Origin of the sequence: Streptomyces sp., from assembly GCF_031181705.1 — a bacterium.
Taxonomy (GTDB): domain Bacteria; phylum Actinomycetota; class Actinomycetes; order Streptomycetales; family Streptomycetaceae; genus Streptomyces.
In genome coordinates this window covers 1-16,228 of the sequence record NZ_JAPSKN010000124.1, presented here as the reverse complement: position 1 = coordinate 16,228, position 16,228 = coordinate 1, and the positions used below count along the sequence as shown (strand labels likewise).

Below are 16,228 nucleotides of genomic sequence, written 5' to 3'. Positions count from 1 at the left end.
GCTGTGCCTGCCGTGCCCGCCCAGGAGGCTCCGAAGCCCCTGCACGACCCCGACCCCTACAGCACCCCGCCCTATGGCGAACCGGGCCCCTGGGCGCCCGCGCCGCCCGTCCAGCACCCGGCGGCGACACCGGCTCACGGCGTGGCGACACCGTCTCCGGCCGTGCCGGGCACGCCGGGGGCTCCGGCAGCCCACGGCACGTCGATGACGCCTCCGTCGGGCGTTCCGGCACCAGGGGTCCTCCCCGGGCCAGGCGTTCCGGCACCGGGCGTTCCCGCGTCGGCCGTTCCGGCGCCAGGGGTCCCGGCGTCGGCCGTTCCGGCGCCGGGAACTCCCGGGTCCGCCCTTCGGGCAGCAGACGTCCCGGCAGCGGACGCCTCCGCGTCGGCCGTCCCGTCGTCCGCCCCGTACGTGCCGTCCCCCAGCGGCCCGGCGCCGATTCCGGCACAGGCGTCGCAACCTCGGGGCATCCCCGATCCCGCCCCGGCCCCCGATCCCGCCCCGGCCCCCGGGCCCGACCCCTGGCGGCGCTACGACCCCTGGGCCGCCCCCGGGCCGCTGCAGCAGACCGGGGCGCCGATCCCGGGTGCCGAGCAGCGGCGCAGGCGGGGCAGGAGGACGCTGGTGCTCGGCGCCGTGGTGCTCGCGCTCGTGTCCGGCGGCATCGGCGGGCTCGTGGGGACGTATCTGGAGCGCAACGGCGGCGTCGGGACCGTCGAGTTGCCGCAGGCCGGGAAGGAGGCCGCCGGGCGGGACGCGGACAGTGTCGCCGGGATCGCCGGACGAGCCCTGCCCAGCGTGGTCACGCTGCATGTCAGCGGCTCGGGCGAGCAGGGCACCGGCACCGGCTTCGTGCTCGACACCCGCGGCCACATCCTCACCAACAACCACGTCGTGAGGCCGGCCGGAACCTCCGGCGAGATCACCGTCACCTTCAACGGCGGGGAGACCGCCAAGGCCGAACTGGTCGGCCGGGACAGCGGCTACGACCTGGCCGTCGTGAAGGTGAAGGGCGTCAGCGGCCTCACCCCGCTGCCCCTCGGCAACTCGGACAACGTGCAGGTCGGCGACCCGGTCGTGGCCATCGGCGCGCCGTTCGACCTGGCCGGCACGGTCACCTCCGGCATCATCAGCGCCAAGCAGCGGCCCATCACGGCCGGCGGCGAGAAGGGCGACGGCAGCGACGTGTCGTACGTCGACGCGCTGCAGACCGACGCGCCCATCAACCCCGGCAACTCCGGCGGCCCCCTGCTCGACTCCAGGGCCCGGGTCATCGGCATCAACTCGGCCATCCGGTCGGCGGACAGCGGCTCCGACCTGGACAGCGGCCAGTCGGGGTCGATAGGCCTCGGGTTCGCCATACCCATCAACCAGGGCAAGCGCGTCGCCGAGGAGCTGATCAACACCGGGAAGGCGACGCACCCGGTCATCGGCATCACGCTCGACATGGACTACACCGGCGACGGCGCCCGCGTCGGCACGGAGGGCAGCGAGGGCGGACCGCCGGTCACCGCGGGCGGCCCGGGGGCCCGGGCCGGCATCAAGGCGGGCGACGTCATCACGGAGGTCGACGGGCGGCGGATCCACTCGGGCGAGGAGCTCATCGTCAAGACCCGGGCGCACCGCCCCGGCGACCGGCTGGAGCTGACCGTGGAGCGCGGCGGCAAGGAGCGGACCGTCTCGCTCGTCCTCGGATCCTCCGGCGGCTGAGGCACATGAGGTCCGGTACGTACGAGGACGTTTCATCAAGCCCCACCCGGGGCCCATCAGGCGAACAGTGGGGAAAGCGCTCCCACTCCCCGTACTCAGAGGTCTCGGGACAGTACCGGTCGGACAGGATCGCCGGGTACCGTGGAGCCGGCCCGGACCACGGCAAGACCCGCACCGACCACCGAGGGCCGAGGACCGAGGACATCGCAAGGAGCTTCAGGTGTTCAATGACATAGGACCGCTCGAGCTGGTGACGCTCATCGTCCTCGCCGTGCTCGTCTTCGGTCCGGACAAGCTCCCCAAGGTCATCCAGGACGTGACCCGCACGATCCGGAAGATCCGTGAGTTCTCGGAGAGCGCGAAGAACGACATCCGCGAGGAACTGGGCCCCGAGTTCAAGGACTTCGAGTTCGAGGACCTGAACCCCAAGACGTTCATCCGCAAGCAGCTGGACAACGAGGACCTGGGCCTCAAGGAGATCCGCAACGGCTTCGACCTGAAGAAGGAGATGGCCGAGGTCACCGACGCCGTCCACAGCCGCGACGCCGACTCGTCGTCCTCGTCCTCCGGCGCCGGTTCGTCCGGTGGCCGTGTCGACATGACGAAGCAGCCCGAGACGCCCGACCGGGACGACCGTCCGCCGTTCGACGCGGACGCCACCTGAGCGACCGCGCCGGGGCGCTGCGCTCCGGCGCGCGTGACGCGTTTCATACTCCGGTCGGGCTGTGTACGGCCTGAACGAGGCGCCCGTGCGGCCCATGCGCCGGGCGGTTTCCCTGCTGCTCGCGGCGGTGTGGCTATGCTGCCGAGTTGTTGTGCGGACCGGTCGAGTACGCCCGAAGGGGGGCGGGCCGGCCGGTCCGACTAGAGCGAGGAGGGCTCGGGCACATGGAGACGACGAGTGGGGCAGTCGCGCAGGCGCCGGCCGCGGAGGACGGACAGCAGGTCCCCTCCGCCCGGCGTACGGTCGACGGCTACCTGCGCGCGCCCTTCCCGTGGTACGGCCTCGACGAGGCCTTCACGGGGCCGCGCTGGCTGATGCAGGTCGGCACGACGGCCGACGGGACCGTCGAGCACGGGTCGATCGGGCACGGCGACGAGCCCACGGTGCGCAACGAGTACGCCGCCGGGGGCGACCAGGAGTCCAAGGAGAAGTTCGCGGTCGTGGTGACCGTGGCGGCGAACCCCTCACGGCGCAGCGCCGACGGCACGGGGCTGCTGGAGGCCACGTCGGTGTCGTCGGCGGCATGGCTCGCCGGCGTGGGGCTGCTGTCCTTCACCTGGCCCGGGCAGATGGACCACTCGCTGCGGGACGACTGGCTGGAGCAGCAGACCGAGACGGCCTGGGTCCTGGCCGACGACCTCGACGGGCCCGACTGGTCGACGCTGTCGCTTCCCGTGGACGGGGTGCCGACGGCGTTCCACTACCGGGAGTCGGAGTTCGGCTGGGTGCTCGCCGGGTCCACGGCGGCCGGGGTTCATGTCGGGGCGTACGGCAGGGGCATGAGTGCGTACGGGCTCGGCTTCGCCGTGGTGAAGGACATCGCCTCGTACGCGTGAGGCTTCCGGGGCGCCGGTTCTCGGCGCCCCTTCGCCGTGGGGACCTTCGCTGCGCGGGCGGTTGCGGGTGCGAGGTGGCCGCTTGCGCAGTTCCCCTCGCCCCTGAGGGCGCTGCCCCGGAGGGCGTTCGAGCTAGAACTTGTTCCGCGGGGTGATTCCCAGGGACAGGCCCGACAGGCCACGCTGGCGCCCGCCCAGCTTGCCCGCGATCGCGCGCAGGGCGGAGCCCGCCGGGGAGTCCGGGTCCGTCAGGACGACCGGCTTGCCCTCGTCGCCGCCCTCGCGCAGGCGGACGTCGATCGGGATGTTGCCCAGGACCGGGACGTTGGCGCCGGTCGTGCGGGTCAGGCCGTCGGCGACGACCTGTCCGCCGCCCGTGCCGAAGACGTCGACCATCTCGCCGCAGTGCGGGCAGGGCAGACCCGACATGTTCTCGACCACGCCGACGATCTTCTGGTGGGTCTGCACGGCGATCGAGCCCGCGCGCTCGGCGACCTCGGCCGCCGCCTGCTGCGGGGTCGTGACGACCAGGATCTCGGCGTTCGGCACGAGCTGGGCCACGGAGATCGCGATGTCGCCGGTGCCGGGCGGCAGGTCCAGCAGCAGGACGTCCAGGTCGCCCCAGTACACGTCCGCCAGGAACTGCTGCAGGGCGCGGTGGAGCATCGGGCCGCGCCAGACCACCGGGGCGTTGCCCGGCGTGAACATGCCGATCGAGATGACCTTCACGCCGTGTGCCGACGGCGGCATGATCATGTTCTCGACCTGGGTGGGACGGCCGTCGGCGCCCAGCATGCGCGGCACGGAGTGGCCGTAGATGTCGGCGTCCACGACACCGACCTTCAGCCCGTCGGCCGCCATGGCCGCCGCCAGGTTGACCGTCACCGAGGACTTGCCCACGCCGCCCTTGCCGGAGGCCACCGCGTAGACCCGGGTCAGGCTGCCCGGCTTGGCGAAGGGGACCTCACGCTCGGTCTGGCCGCCGCGCAGCGCGCTCGCCAGCTCCTTGCGCTGCTCGTCGCTCATGACGTCGAGCGTCACGTCGACGCGGGCGACGCCCTCGACCCGCGAGACGGCGTCCGTCACGCGCTGCGTGATCGTGTCGCGCATGGGGCAGCCGGAGACCGTCAGGTACACGGTGACCGCGACCGCCCCGTCCGCGCCGATCTCCACCGACTTGACCATCCCGAGCTCCGTGATGGGCCGGTTGATCTCGGGGTCGTTCACCGTCGCCAGTGCTTCGCGCACCGCGTCTTCCGTAGCCATAAGGACGATGGTACGGCCCCGTACCGGGGCGTAGGAAAGGCCGTCAGCGGTCGTCTGCGTCACGTCCCCCTGACCGTTCCGCCGGGAAGACGACCGTGTCCCGGCGGTGGCCGTTCTGGCGTTCCTCCAGCTCCTTGATCATGTCCTGGAGCTCGGAGCGGATCCAGTCGCGGGTGGCGACCTCGCCCAGGCCGATGCGCAGGGCGGCGACCTCGCGGGTCAGGTACTCGGTGTCGGCGATCGACCGCTCGTTCTGCTTGCGGTCCTGCTCCAGGTTGACCCGGTCGCGGTCGTCCTGCCGGTTCTGCGCGAGCAGGATCAGCGGGGCGGCGTAGGAGGCCTGCAGCGAGAGCATCAGGGTCAGGAAGATGAACGGGTACTCGTCGAAGCGCAGGTCGCGTGGGGCGAGGGTGTTCCACGCCACCCACAGGATGATGGCGGCCGTCATCCAGACCAGGAAGCGCCCGGTGCCGAGGAAGCGCGCGACGCGTTCCGACAGCCGCCCGAAGGCGTCCGGGTCGTACTCGGGCAGGATGCGGCGCCTGGGCACGCCCGGCTGGTCGAGGCGGGTGGCGCGCGGCCGTGAGGCGGCCGTGGCACCGGTCGGCGTGCGCTCGCGGGGGCTCTCGCGCTCAGGAACCATCGGTGGCCACCTCCTCCTCGGCCAGGTGGAACTCCGTCTCCCGCCAGTCGTCCGGGAGCATGTGGTCGAGGACGTCGTCCACGGTCACCGCGCCCAGCAGCGACCCGGCCTCGTCGACGACCGGCGCCGCGACCATGTCGTACGTGGCGAAGAAGCCCGCGATGGCCGGCAGGTCGGCCTCCGGGTCGAGCGGCTGCAGGTCGTTGTCCACGATGGAGCTGACCAGGGAGGGCGGTGGCTCGCGCAGCAGGCGCTGGAAGTGGACCGTGCCGAGGTACTTGCCGGTCGGGGTCTCGTCGGGCGGCCGGCACACGTAGACCTGGGCGGCGAGCGCCGGGGACAGGTCGGGGTTGCGGACGCGGGCGAGGGCGTCGGCGACGGTGGCGTCCGGGCGCAGCACGATCGGCTCGGTCGTCATCAGGCCGCCCGCCGTGCGCTCCTCGTACGACATCAGGCGCCGCATGTCGGCCGCGTCGCCCGGCTGCATCAGGGCCAGCAGCCGCTCCTGCTCGTCCGTGGGCAGCTCGCCCAGCAGGTCGGCGGCGTCGTCCGGGTCCATGGCCTCCAGGACGTCGGCGGCGCGCTCCTGCTTCAGCTTGCCGAGGATCTCGATCTGGTCGTCCTCCGGCAGCTCCTCCAGGACGTCGGCCAGCCGGTCGTCGTCCAGGGCGGCGGCGACCTCGGCGCGGCGCTTGGGGGAGAGGTGGTGCAGGACGTTGGCGAGGTCGGCCGCGCGCAGCTGCTCGAACGTGGCCAGCAGGTTCTCGGCGCCCTGCCCCTGCTCCTCCAGGGAGAAGCCGCTGACGGCGGTCCACTCCACGGTCAGCGCCTCGCCCCTGGCTCGCCGGAACGCACCGCCCTTCCTGCCCTTGCGGACGAAGACCCGGTCGATCTCCCACTCCCGCCGGGCCGGCAGCTGATGCACCGACAGGTCGAGGACGGTGACCTCCTCGCCGGTCTCGGTGAGCGTCACGCGCCGGTCCAGCAGCTCCCCGAAGACCAGCCGCTCGGTGGGCCGCTGCTCGAACCGGCGGACGTTGAGGACTCCCGTGGTGATGACCTGGCCGGACTGGATGGCCGTGACCCGGGTCATGGGCAGGAAGATGCGGCGGCGGGTGGCGAGTTCGACGACGAGACCGAGCAGCCTCGGCGGCCGCTGCCCCACCCGCAGCATGACGACGAGATCGCGGACCCGGCCCACCTGATCGCCGGCGGGGTCGAAGACGGCGACACCGGAGAGGTGCGAGACGAAGATCCGGGGGGCGCCCGCTGCCATGGCCGCGGCTCCTTTGCGTACGGGGTGGTTCCTGATGCCTGTGGGACTGCCTGACGTCGTGCCTGTCTTTGTAGCTGTCTCTTCCGAATTGCCCGCTCGGATGGGCTTCAGGCTAGCCCGTCCCGATCGGGGCCGCGTCGGCGGGCGGTCCGGACGGACTGGCTCCGACCAGCCCGCACGTCCCCGGTACCCTGCGGTACGCCGTTCAGGTCTCCCGTCAGAGAGGCAGCCCCACCTGTGACTCCGATTCGCCAGAGCCGTAGCCGCGGTGCCGCACTCGCGACCGCGACGTGCGCACTGCTCGTGACGGGAACGGTGCTGACGGGCTGCGCGGAGGATCCGAACGAGGGCACCAACGGGGTGGGCAGACTGCCCGCCGCCAAGATCCAGAGCAAGACCCGCGCGGCCGCCGAGAACGCCGGGGCGGTCCGGGTGCACGGCAACGTCGTCAGCGGCGGACGGACCTACGCGCTCGACATGCGCCTGAAGGACGACGGCGGCGACGGCTCGGTCACCACCAAGGGCACGACCTTCGAGCTGCTGCGGGTCGGCGAGGAGCTCTTCGTCAAGGCCGACGCGGACTTCTGGAGTCACGGCGGCGGCCAGGGCGAGGGCGGGGCGGACGCCGCGGCGGCCGCCAAGCTCGGCGGAAAGTTCGTGAAGGTGCCGCAGGGCGACCCCTCGTACAAGAAGTTCAGCGGTTTCACGGACAAGGCTCTCCTCCTCGACGGTCTGCTGACCCTGCACGGCACGCTCGCCACGGACGGGCACGACGAGCAGGCGGGGGTGCGCACCATCCGCATCACCGGCGACAAGGGCTCCGGCGGCACCCTGGAGGTCTCCCTGGAGGGCAAGCCGTATCCGCTGCGCCTGGAACGGGCGGGCGGCGCGGGCACGCTCACCTTCTCCGCCTGGGGGGAGGACTTCGCCCTCCGGCAGCCGGAGAAGAACGAGACGGTGGACTACGGCAAGCAGCTGCCGGCCTCGTAGGCCGTCAGGCCCGTTTGCGCTTCTTCTTCAGCAGCAGGCGGGGCAGGCCCGCCGGGACCGGGCGGCGGGTGAGCGCCGGGGACGGCAGCGGGGGCTCGGCCAGGGAGCCGTCGGGCAGGGGCGCCGTCGCCCCGGTCGGCTCCAGGCGCAGCACCCGGCACTCGCGGGCCCAGCGGTCGGTCATGGCCTCGCCGTCGGGCGCGTTCAGCCGCTTGCCCTTGAGTTCGCCGACCGCCGCCTCCCAGGCCCCGGAACCCGGCGTGAGCTGCACGACCCGCGCCGACCAGGTAACCAGCCGGCCTCCCTTGTCCTTGCTGCGGACCGTCACCCGGGCCTCGGACCCGTCGGTGAGACCCGGCAGCGGCTGCTCGCCGGGCCCGTCGCCGACCAGGCAGGCGGCCCCCTCGTGCCACACGTGCCACAGCGCGCGCGCCGGGCCGTCGGGGCCCTGCACCCAGATGAGGCCGGACTTCTTCGTGGCCTCCTCGACGAGGGCCTGGCCGAGCAGCTCGCTTGTCATGGGGGCCAGCCTAGCCACGCCGCTCACAGCCAGCCGTTCCGCTTGAGCGTGCGGTGGATGCCCAGGCAGATGACCACCGTGATGCCCATGATCGTGGGGTAGCCGTACCGCCAGTGCAGCTCCGGCATGTGGTCGAAGTTCATGCCGTACACCCCGCACACCATGGTCGGCACGGCGATGATCGCGGCCCAGGAGGTGATCTTCCGCATGTCCTCGTTCTGCGCCACGGAGGCCTGGGCGAGGTTGGCCTGGAGGATGGAGTTGAGCAGCTCGTCGAAGCCGAGGACCTGCTCCTGGACGCGGGCCAGGTGGTCGGCGACGTCCCGGAAGTACTTCTGGATGTCGGGGTCGATCAGCCGCATCGGCCGCTCGCTCAGCAGCTGCATGGGCCGCATCAGCGGCGACACGGCCCGCTTGAACTCCAGCACCTCGCGCTTGAGTTGGTAGATCCGGCCGGCGTCCGAACCGCGCGGCGAGCCCTTGCGGCCGGGGGAGAAGACGTCGGTCTCCACCTCGTCGATGTCGTCCTGCACCGCGTCGGCGACCGCGATGTAACCGTCGACGACATGGTCGGCGATGGCGTGCAGCACGGCCGAGGGGCCCTTGGCCAGCAGCTCGGGGTCGTCCTGCAGGCGGTGCCGCAGGGTCCGCAGCGAGCCCTTGCCGCCGTGCCGGACGGTGATGAAGAAGTCCCGGCCGGTGAAGCACATGACCTCGCCGGACTCGACGACCTCGCTGTTGGCGTCGAGCCGGTCGTGCTCCACGTAGTGGATGGTCTTGAAGACCGTGAAGAGCGAGTCGTCGTAGCGCTCCAGCTTGGGCCGCTGGTGGGCCTGGACGGCGTCCTCAACGGCCAGCGGGTGCAACCCGAACTCACTGGCGATACCGGCGAATTCGGCCTCCGTCGGCTCGTGCAGGCCGATCCACACGAAGCCCCCGTCGCGGCGTGCCACCCGCACCGCCTCGTGCGGGCTCAGCGGGGCGTCGGTCTCGATGCGGCGGCCGTCGCGGTAGACGGCGCAGTCGACGACGGCGGAGGTCGTCGCGGGGTTGCGGGTGGCGTCGTACGGACCGCCGTCCTTGCGCAGCGACACGCGGGACGGACGGACGGCGGCGCGCAGGTCGCGGATCATCGACATGGCGGGCTCCTTCGCGACAGGCAACGAAAAGGCGCCGGACCCGACAGGTGGAACTACCCGGAATGAGGACGTCGGTACTGAGGATGTTTGGCACGTCCACAAAGCGGGGAGCACCGCACCGTCGCGGTGGCGAGTCTCGTTACTGATTCAGCTACTGAGGCAGATCAGGCAAAAGCGAAACGAAGCGCTCTTCCGCGTGAAGCGAGTGCGAGAGGTGGCGACCAGCCAGAGCCAGAACAGCTACGTCAGCGGCGGGAAGAGCGTGGTGCTACTGCACGGTCGACTTCGATCCATTGCAGTCCCACCTCCTCCGGCCGGTCCCTCGTAAGGGAGTTCCTTCGGCGTCGGGGCTTGATCGCGACGCTTCTGCGTGCTGCCCCGAACCACCGGGCAAGAGTAGCAGCCGCCCGACGTGTCAAGGCGCTTGTTTGCCCGCTACTGACGAGTTCTATGCTCGCCGCATGGCAGATGTTCTTCCTCTGGTCGAGGCCCGGTTGCGTACGGCGCTGGGCGAGCCGGACGCGCGGGCGGCCGTCACCTTCCTGGGCACGGACCGCATCGAGGTGCTCCGCTTCCAGGAGGGCGACATCGTCCGCTACGCCACGCTCGGCATGTCCGCGCACCCCATGGCGGACCCGACGGCGGTGGTCGCCGACCCCGTGAAGGGCCCGCGCGCGGAGCTGGTCCTCTCGGTCCGCGCCGGCCGCGCCGACACCGACAAGGTGCTCCGGCCGCTCGCCGTGCTCGCCGCGTCCCCGCAGGTGGAGGGGTTGGTCGTGGCGCCCGGCGCCTCCCTCGACGTCGGTGAGCCGCTGTGGCCCGGCGCCGCCTTCACCTCGGTCCTGGTCGCGGAGCCGGGTGGCCTGGTCGAGGACCTGGAGCTCGACGAGCCCCTCGACCCGGTGCGGTTCCTGCCGCTGCTGCCGATGACGCCGAACGAGGCCGCCTGGAAGCGGGTGCACGGCGCGCAGGCGCTGCGGGAGCGGTGGCTGAACCAGGGCACCGACCTCCGGGACCCGTCCCGGAAGTCCGTCCCGCTGGAGTGAGCAAGCTCACCAACGCCTCCAGGAAGAGCGTCAGTTGGCGAAGACGGTGACGCCGTCCTCGGTCGCGTGCCGGGGCTGCAGCTCCTCGGCCCGGTGCGTGAGCGCCTTCCGCCGGACGACGACCACCAGCGCGCCCACGACCGCGGTGGCGGCCGCCACCACGAACGGGACGTGGACATCCGTCCACTCCTCGATCTTCGGCGCGAAGTAGGGAGCGGCCGCCGCCGCGAACCAGCGGACGAAGTTGTACCCGGCGCTCGCCACCGGCCGGGGCGCGTCCGACACCCCGAGGGCCAGCTCGGTGTAGACGGTGTTGTTCACGCCGATGAAGGCGCCGGACAGGATCGTGCAGACCACGGCCGTGGTGTGGGAGCCGTAGCCGAGCACCAGCACGTCGGCCGCGAGCAGCACCAGCGAGCCGCCGAGCACCTTCAGCGACCCGAACCGGCTCTGCAGGCGGGGCGCCACGATCACCGAGAAGACGGCGAGCAGCACGCCCCAGGCGAAGAACACCGCACCCGACCGGTACGTGCTCATGTCCAGCACGAACGGCGTGAACGCCAGCACCGTGAAGAACGTGTAGTTGTAGAAGAAGGCCGAGACCGCCGCGGAGGCGAGGCCGCCGTGGCCGAGGGCCCTGATCGGGTCCAGCAGCGAGGTCTTGCGCGCCGGCTTCGGCTGCTCCTTCAGGAACACCGCGATGCACAGGAAGCCGACCGCCATCAGGAACGCGGTGCCGAAGAACGGGTAGCGCCAGCTGGCGTCGCCGAGCAGGGCGCCCAGCAGCGGGCCGCACGCCATGCCCAGGCCGAGGGCCGACTCGTACAGCAGGATCGCGGCGGCGCTGCCACCGGCCGCCGCGCCGACGATGACGGCGAGGGCGGTGGAGACGAAGAGCGCGTTGCCGAGACCCCAGCCCGCCCGGAAGCCGACCAGCTCGCCGACCGACCCGGAGGTGCCGGAGAGCCCGGCGAAGACGACCACGAACGCCAGTCCGAGCAGCAGCGTCCTGCGGCCGCCGACGCGGCTGGAGACGAAGCCGGTCACCAGCATCGCGACGGCGGTGATCAGGAAGTACGAGGTGAAGAGCAGGGAGACCTGGCCGGCCGTGGCGTCCAGACCCCGGGCGATGGACGGCAGGATCGGGTCGACGAGCCCGATGCCCATGAAGGCGACGACCGAGGCCCCCGCCGTCGCCCACACGGCCTTGGGCTGCTTCAGGAGGCTGCCCGCTCCGGCGTCGAAGGGGTCCATGCGTGCTCCCTTTCCCGAGACGAAGTCAGTTGGTGCATACACATAGTAAGTTAGCCACTCTAATTAATGCAAGCTACATCTAAATTGCTCGGTGAAGGGTTCCGCCCGGATGGGTGATCGTCCTTGACGCGGCGGGGTGAGGGTAGGACCGTGGGGCCCTATGAGGGGCGAACCCAGTTGCCCGAAGTGCGGTGGCCGGGTCAGGGCTCCCGGCCTCTTCTCCGACTCGTGGCAGTGCGATGCGCACGGCACCGTTCATCCGGTGCAGCCCGTGATACCGCCGAGCGTCGACGCCCTCAACGTCGTGGTGCACCGGACCAAGGTGCCCGTGTGGATGCCGTGGCCGCTGCCGGTCGGGTGGCTGTTCACGGGGGTGGCCTGCGCGGGGGACGACCGCGCGGGCGGTCGTGCGACGGCCGTCGCCTGTACGGGGCCGGGGCCGCTCGGCGGGATGGGCGAGCTGATCCTCGTCGCCGAGGAGCTCGGCGTCGGACTCGGGGCGCGGTACGCGGGCCTGGACGGGCCGGATCCGGGACCGTACATGGACGTCGGGAAACCGGCTCAGGCGAAGGTGCTGGCGGCGGGGCGGCCGACGCCGCTCTGGCATGTCTCCGGGGCGCCCGGCGACCGGGCCGTGTTCGCCGGTGAGGCGCTGGGTTTGTGGCTGTGGGCCGTGGTGTGGCCGGAGCAGTCGGGGCTGCTGATGTACGACGAGCTCGTACTGGCGGACCTGCGGGACGCCGGAGCCGAGGTCGAGCTGGTGCCCTGCGGTGCTCTGTCGCCGCGGCTGCTGGGGCCGTAGAAGGGGTGGTGCGGGGCGGGGTGTAGGGGGCGCTGGGCGGTTTCGGGTGTGACGATGGGCGTCGAAAGTGCGGTTATCCTTGAGCAGCCCTGTCCGTGCCGTCCGTGTCTGGAGTCCGTGTCGTGCGTATCGACCTGCACACCCACTCCACCGCCTCCGACGGTACGGACACGCCGGCCGAGCTGGTGCGCAAGGCCGCGGCGGCCGGGCTGGACGTCGTCGCCCTCACCGACCACGACACCACCCGCGGGCACGCCGAGGCGATCGCCGCGCTGCCGCCCGGGCTGACACTGGTCACCGGGGCCGAGCTCTCCTGCCGGCTGGACGGCATCAGCATGCACATGCTGGCCTACCTCTTCGACGCGCAGGAGCCGGAGCTGCTCGCCGAGCGGGAGCTGGTGCGCGACGACAGGGTGCCCCGGGCGCAGGGCATGATCGCCAAACTCCAGGAGCTGGGCGTGCCCGTGACCTGGGAGCAGGTGGCGCGGATCGCCGGCGACGGGTCCGTCGGGCGGCCGCACGTGGCGAGCGCGCTCGTGGAGCTGGGTGTCGTGCCGACCGTGAACGACGCCTTCACACAGGACTGGCTGGCCGACGGCGGCCGGGTCTTCGTCGAGAAGCACGAGACCGATCCGTTCGAGGCGATCCGGCTGATCAAGGGCGCGGGCGGGGTCGCCGTGTTCGCACACCCCGGGGCCAGCAAGCGGGGGCGGACCGTGCCGGAGACCGCGATCGCCGAGATGGCGGCGGCCGGTCTTGACGGCATCGAGGTCGAGCACATGGACCACGACGCGCAGACGCGGGCGCGACTGCGCGGGCTGGCCAAGGAGCTCGGGCTGCTCGTGACCGGCTCCTCGGACTACCACGGCAGCCGCAAGAGCTGTGTGCTCGGGGAGTACACGACGGATCCCGAGGTGTACGGGGAGATCACGCGGCGGGCGTTCGGGGCGTTTCCCGTGCCGGGGGCCGGCGGAGCCGCCTGAGCCTTCCCTCGTTCCCGTTTCCTCTCCGGCACGGGGCCCTGTGCCCTGTGCCCGTCCGTTCCGCCGCGCGGACGCCTGCCCACGGCAGGGTCGGCGCCTCCCCCTCGACACGCGCAAGGCCATCACTCATGTTCGACCTCGCCGTCTTCGGCTCCCTCTTCCTGACCCTCTTCGTGATCATGGACCCGCCGGGGATCACCCCGATCTTCCTCGCCCTCACCGCCGGGCGGCCCGGGAAGGTGCAGAAGCGGATGGCCTTCCAGGCCGTCTGTGTCGCCGGCGGTGTGATCACCGTGTTCGGACTGCTCGGTCACCAGATCCTGAACTATCTGCACGTCTCCGTGCCCGCGCTGATGATCGCGGGCGGGCTGCTGCTCCTGCTGATCGCGCTGGACCTGCTCACCGGGAAGACCGACGAGCCGAAGCAGACCAAGGACGTCAACGTCGCGCTGGTGCCGCTGGGCATGCCGCTGCTGGCCGGGCCGGGTGCCATCGTGTCGGTCATCCTCGCCGTGCAGAAGGCCCACACCGTCACCGCGCAGGTGTCCGTGTGGACGGCGATCCTCGCCATCCATGTCGTGCTGTGGCTGGTGATGCGCTACTCGCTGGTGATCATCCGGATCATCAAGGACGGCGGCGTGGTCCTGGTGACGCGGCTCGCCGGCATGATGCTCTCCGCGATCGCCGTGCAGCAGATCATCAACGGCGTCACGCAGGTCGTCCGGGGGAGCTGAGGTCGGCTCCGGCCGGCTCTCGATGTGCCCTCAGCAACGGCCCGCAACGGTGCGGCCCCCGCTCGGCCGGTGCCGGGCGGGGGCCGCGAAGTGGGGGAGAGCCGCGCGTGTTATGAGGCCGTGGTCTCGGCCGGGCGGATCCACAGGCGCTGCCCGATGGCGGCGGCCTGCTGCACGATGTGGTTGACGGAGGCGGCATCCACGACGGTCGTGTCCACAGGCGTGCCGTCCACGTCGTCGAGTCGCATGATTTCGAAGCGCAAGGGCTTCTCCCTTCGTCTGGTCATCCTCCTGAGGAGAACTACTTGGGTGGCGGCCCACCGGCTGCGGTGCTCGGTGTTCCGTATGGGTCAACAGAGATGCACGCGTCAAACATTCCCTACGCTAAGGAAATTTTTCGAACTGCTAATTACTGAGCTGTAAGAGTGTCGTTACGGGACCGCCCGGGACCGGTTGTGTCCGCAGCGTGACCGCCGGGACAATGGAGGTGATGAACGACGACCTCGCGGCCCTCAGCGCCCGCATCGACCGCACCAACGAGCTGCTCCAGCGCATGCTCGCCGAGGTGGCGAAGACGCCCTCGACCCACGCGATCTTCGTCGACGCGGGGTACCTGTACGCGGCCGCGGGGCGCCTGGTGGCCGGGACGGAGGACCGTCGCGCCTTCGACCTGGACGGCGAGGGCCTCATCGACGCGCTCATCGACCGGGCCCGCACGGTCTTCGCGGACAGCCGGCTCCTGCGGGTCTACTGGTACGACGGCGCCCGCCGCCGGATCCACACCGCGGAGCAGCAGTCCATCGCGGAGCTGCCCGACGTGAAGGTACGGCTGGGCAACCTCAACGCCAACAACCAGCAGAAGGGCGTCGACTCCCTCATCCGCTCCGACCTGGAGTCGCTCGCCCGCCACCGTGCCATCAGCGACGCGGCCCTGCTCGGCGGTGACGAGGACCTGGTCTCGGCGGTGGAGGCGGCCCAGGGCTACGGCGCCCGCGTCCACCTCTGGGGCATCGAGGCGCCGGAGGGCCGCAACCAGGCCGAGCCGCTGCTGTGGGAGGTCGACAGCCAGCGCACACTCGACCTGGACTTCTTCAAGCCGTACGTCTCCCGCCGCACGGCCCCGGTCCACGAGACGACCGCGGGGCGGCCCAGCCGCGAGGACGTGCGGTTCGTCGGCGCGCAGATCTCCGCGAAGTGGCTGGCGGCGCGCGGCCGGGACTCACTGGTGGAACTGCTGCCCGGGCATCCCTATCTGCCGGGCTCGGTCGACCAGGACCTGCTCGTGGAGGCGGAGGGCCTGCTGCAGTACTCGCTGCGCGGACAGGCTGATCTGCGGCGGGCCCTGCGTGACGGGTTCTGGGAGCACCTGCAGACGCAGTACTAGGAGCCGCCGGCCGCGCGGGCACCGTCCCAGAAGTCGGCGAGGGCCCGGGCCGTCGGCAGGGGCTGGTCGGAGTTGGGGGAGTGCTCCGCCCCCGCGACGACCGTGCGGTGCGCGCCCAGCCGTACGGCCATGTCGTCGAGGAGGGCAACCGGCCAGGTGTCGTCGCGCTCGCCCGACAGGACGTGGAACGGCAGCGGCACCAAGGCGAGCTCGGCGACACGGTCCGGCTCGGTGCACAACTGACGTCCCGTAGCCAGCAGTTGGGCCGGTCGGTTGCCCAGCCAGCGGCGGCGCAACTGGTCCTGGTCACCGAGGCCGCGGGCCGGCCCGCCGACCTCCTCAGGCGCTCCCATCGCCCGGATGGCCTCCCACACCTCCTCCATCGACAGCACGGTGAGCGCGTCCCGGAGCAGCTTCACCCGCTGCTGCTGGGAGACGGAGATCTCCGCCGGGCCGGACGACATCAGGGTGAAGGACAGGAAGGGGGTGTGGTCGAGCAGTACGGCGGCACGGGCGATCTGCCCGCCGAGCGAGTGCCCGACGAGATGCACGGGCACGCCGATCGCCTCGGCCTGCGCGAGCACGTCACGCGCCAACTCCGGTTGGGCGTAGGCGGATTCGTCGTCCGCCGGCCCGTCCGACTCGTGCTGTCCGCGGCCGTCCACGGCGACGACCCGGTACCCTCGCGCCGCGAGCGGCCCGTGCAGCAGCCGGAAGTCCTCCTTGCTCCCGGTGAACCCGGGCAGCATCAGGACGACACCCCGGACCTCCGTCCCCGGCTCCGGCGACGAGTCGACGACGGCGAAGTCGCCACGGGCCGTGCGCAGCTTGTACGCGCGGGCGCCCGGGGGCGGAGGAAAGGCGGGGTGGCTGCTCACGGGGGTGAGGGTAGTCGGTGTGGAGCCGGCACCGGCTGTGCAC

At 71.6% G+C, this 16,228-nt stretch carries 17 protein-coding genes; 9 read left to right on the top strand and 8 right to left on the bottom strand.

What is annotated here, in order from left to right; genetic code table 11:
• Positions 1-3 precede the first annotated feature (3 nt).
• From RIN80_RS21160 to RIN80_RS21150, 3 genes are all read left to right on the top strand, one after another.
• Positions 4-1,710 carry a trypsin-like peptidase domain-containing protein gene (locus tag RIN80_RS21160; protein ID WP_375141761.1) on the top strand — a complete coding sequence of 569 codons (1,707 nt, stop codon included), beginning with the start codon at positions 4-6 and terminating at the stop codon, positions 1,708-1,710.
• A gap of 220 nt (positions 1,711-1,930) precedes the next feature.
• The gene (locus RIN80_RS21155) at positions 1,931-2,374 is read left to right on the top strand and encodes a sec-independent translocase (protein ID WP_309097203.1); all 444 of its coding nucleotides are present in this window, start codon (positions 1,931-1,933) and stop codon (positions 2,372-2,374) included.
• Between the two features lie 224 nt (positions 2,375-2,598).
• Positions 2,599-3,270, top strand: coding sequence for a hypothetical protein (locus tag RIN80_RS21150; protein WP_309097202.1), 672 nt, complete (start codon positions 2,599-2,601; stop codon positions 3,268-3,270).
• Positions 3,271-3,402: 132 nt separating this feature from the next.
• On the opposite strand, the gene RIN80_RS21145 is transcribed toward RIN80_RS21150, so the two are convergent.
• Genes RIN80_RS21145 through RIN80_RS21135 form a run of 3 tightly spaced genes read right to left on the bottom strand, consistent with a single transcriptional unit; the run spans position 3,403 to position 6,455 of the window.
• Entirely contained in the window at positions 3,403-4,536 is a 1,134-nt protein-coding gene (locus RIN80_RS21145; RefSeq protein ID WP_309097201.1) for an Mrp/NBP35 family ATP-binding protein, read from the bottom strand.
• 43 nt (positions 4,537-4,579) lie between these two features.
• Positions 4,580-5,179: a DUF1003 domain-containing protein gene (locus RIN80_RS21140; protein ID WP_309097200.1), complete on the bottom strand. Its 600-nt coding sequence runs from the start codon at positions 5,177-5,179 to the stop codon at positions 4,580-4,582.
• Complete coding sequence (locus RIN80_RS21135; protein ID WP_309097199.1) at positions 5,169-6,455, bottom strand: magnesium transporter MgtE N-terminal domain-containing protein; 1,287 nt, start codon at positions 6,453-6,455, stop codon at positions 5,169-5,171. Before RIN80_RS21135 ends, RIN80_RS21140 begins: the two co-directional genes overlap by 11 nt.
• 237 nt (positions 6,456-6,692) lie before the next feature.
• Between RIN80_RS21135 and RIN80_RS21130 the strand changes: the two genes are divergently transcribed.
• Positions 6,693-7,445: a hypothetical protein gene (locus tag RIN80_RS21130; protein WP_309097198.1), complete on the top strand. Its 753-nt coding sequence runs from the start codon at positions 6,693-6,695 to the stop codon at positions 7,443-7,445.
• A 4-nt stretch (positions 7,446-7,449) separates the two neighbouring features.
• Here the strand turns inward: RIN80_RS21130 and RIN80_RS21125 are convergent, their stop codons facing one another.
• Together RIN80_RS21125 and RIN80_RS21120 are read right to left on the bottom strand one after the other, a co-directional pair.
• Entirely contained in the window at positions 7,450-7,965 is a 516-nt protein-coding gene (locus RIN80_RS21125) for a hypothetical protein (RefSeq protein ID WP_309097197.1), read from the bottom strand.
• A 23-nt stretch (positions 7,966-7,988) separates the two neighbouring features.
• A complete protein-coding gene (locus RIN80_RS21120; protein WP_309097196.1) occupies positions 7,989-9,104 on the bottom strand; it encodes a magnesium and cobalt transport protein CorA in 1,116 nt (371 codons plus the stop codon).
• Between the two features lie 461 nt (positions 9,105-9,565).
• Here RIN80_RS21120 and RIN80_RS21115 point away from each other — a divergent pair, with 461 nt between their 5' ends.
• Positions 9,566-10,150: a suppressor of fused domain protein gene (locus RIN80_RS21115; protein WP_309097195.1), complete on the top strand. Its 585-nt coding sequence runs from the start codon at positions 9,566-9,568 to the stop codon at positions 10,148-10,150.
• A gap of 30 nt (positions 10,151-10,180) precedes the next feature.
• Here RIN80_RS21115 and RIN80_RS21110 read toward each other — a convergent pair whose 3' ends face one another.
• A complete protein-coding gene (locus tag RIN80_RS21110) occupies positions 10,181-11,404 on the bottom strand; it encodes an MFS transporter (protein ID WP_309097194.1) in 1,224 nt (407 codons plus the stop codon).
• 160 nt (positions 11,405-11,564) lie between these two features.
• Here RIN80_RS21110 and RIN80_RS21105 point away from each other — a divergent pair, with 160 nt between their 5' ends.
• The 3 genes from RIN80_RS21105 (at position 11,565) to RIN80_RS21095 (ending at position 13,923) form a co-directional block, all read left to right on the top strand.
• Positions 11,565-12,206 carry a DUF6758 family protein gene (locus tag RIN80_RS21105; protein WP_309097193.1) on the top strand — a complete coding sequence of 214 codons (642 nt, stop codon included), beginning with the start codon at positions 11,565-11,567 and terminating at the stop codon, positions 12,204-12,206.
• A gap of 122 nt (positions 12,207-12,328) precedes the next feature.
• The gene (locus RIN80_RS21100; RefSeq protein WP_309097192.1) at positions 12,329-13,189 is read left to right on the top strand and encodes a PHP domain-containing protein; all 861 of its coding nucleotides are present in this window, start codon (positions 12,329-12,331) and stop codon (positions 13,187-13,189) included.
• Positions 13,190-13,317: 128 nt separating this feature from the next.
• Positions 13,318-13,923, top strand: coding sequence for a MarC family protein (locus tag RIN80_RS21095; RefSeq protein WP_309097191.1), 606 nt, complete (start codon positions 13,318-13,320; stop codon positions 13,921-13,923).
• A 110-nt stretch (positions 13,924-14,033) separates the two neighbouring features.
• On the opposite strand, the gene RIN80_RS21090 is transcribed toward RIN80_RS21095, so the two are convergent.
• Positions 14,034-14,186 carry a hypothetical protein gene (locus tag RIN80_RS21090; RefSeq protein ID WP_309097190.1) on the bottom strand — a complete coding sequence of 51 codons (153 nt, stop codon included), beginning with the start codon at positions 14,184-14,186 and terminating at the stop codon, positions 14,034-14,036.
• 227 nt (positions 14,187-14,413) lie between these two features.
• On the opposite strand from RIN80_RS21090, the gene RIN80_RS21085 reads away from it, so the two are divergent.
• Positions 14,414-15,307: an NYN domain-containing protein gene (locus RIN80_RS21085; protein ID WP_309097189.1), complete on the top strand. Its 894-nt coding sequence runs from the start codon at positions 14,414-14,416 to the stop codon at positions 15,305-15,307.
• Here RIN80_RS21085 and RIN80_RS21080 read toward each other — a convergent pair.
• Positions 15,304-16,185, bottom strand: coding sequence for an alpha/beta hydrolase (locus RIN80_RS21080; RefSeq protein WP_309097188.1), 882 nt, complete (start codon positions 16,183-16,185; stop codon positions 15,304-15,306). The genes RIN80_RS21085 and RIN80_RS21080 overlap by 4 nt on opposite strands.
• Between the last annotated feature and the right edge of the window lie 43 nt (positions 16,186-16,228).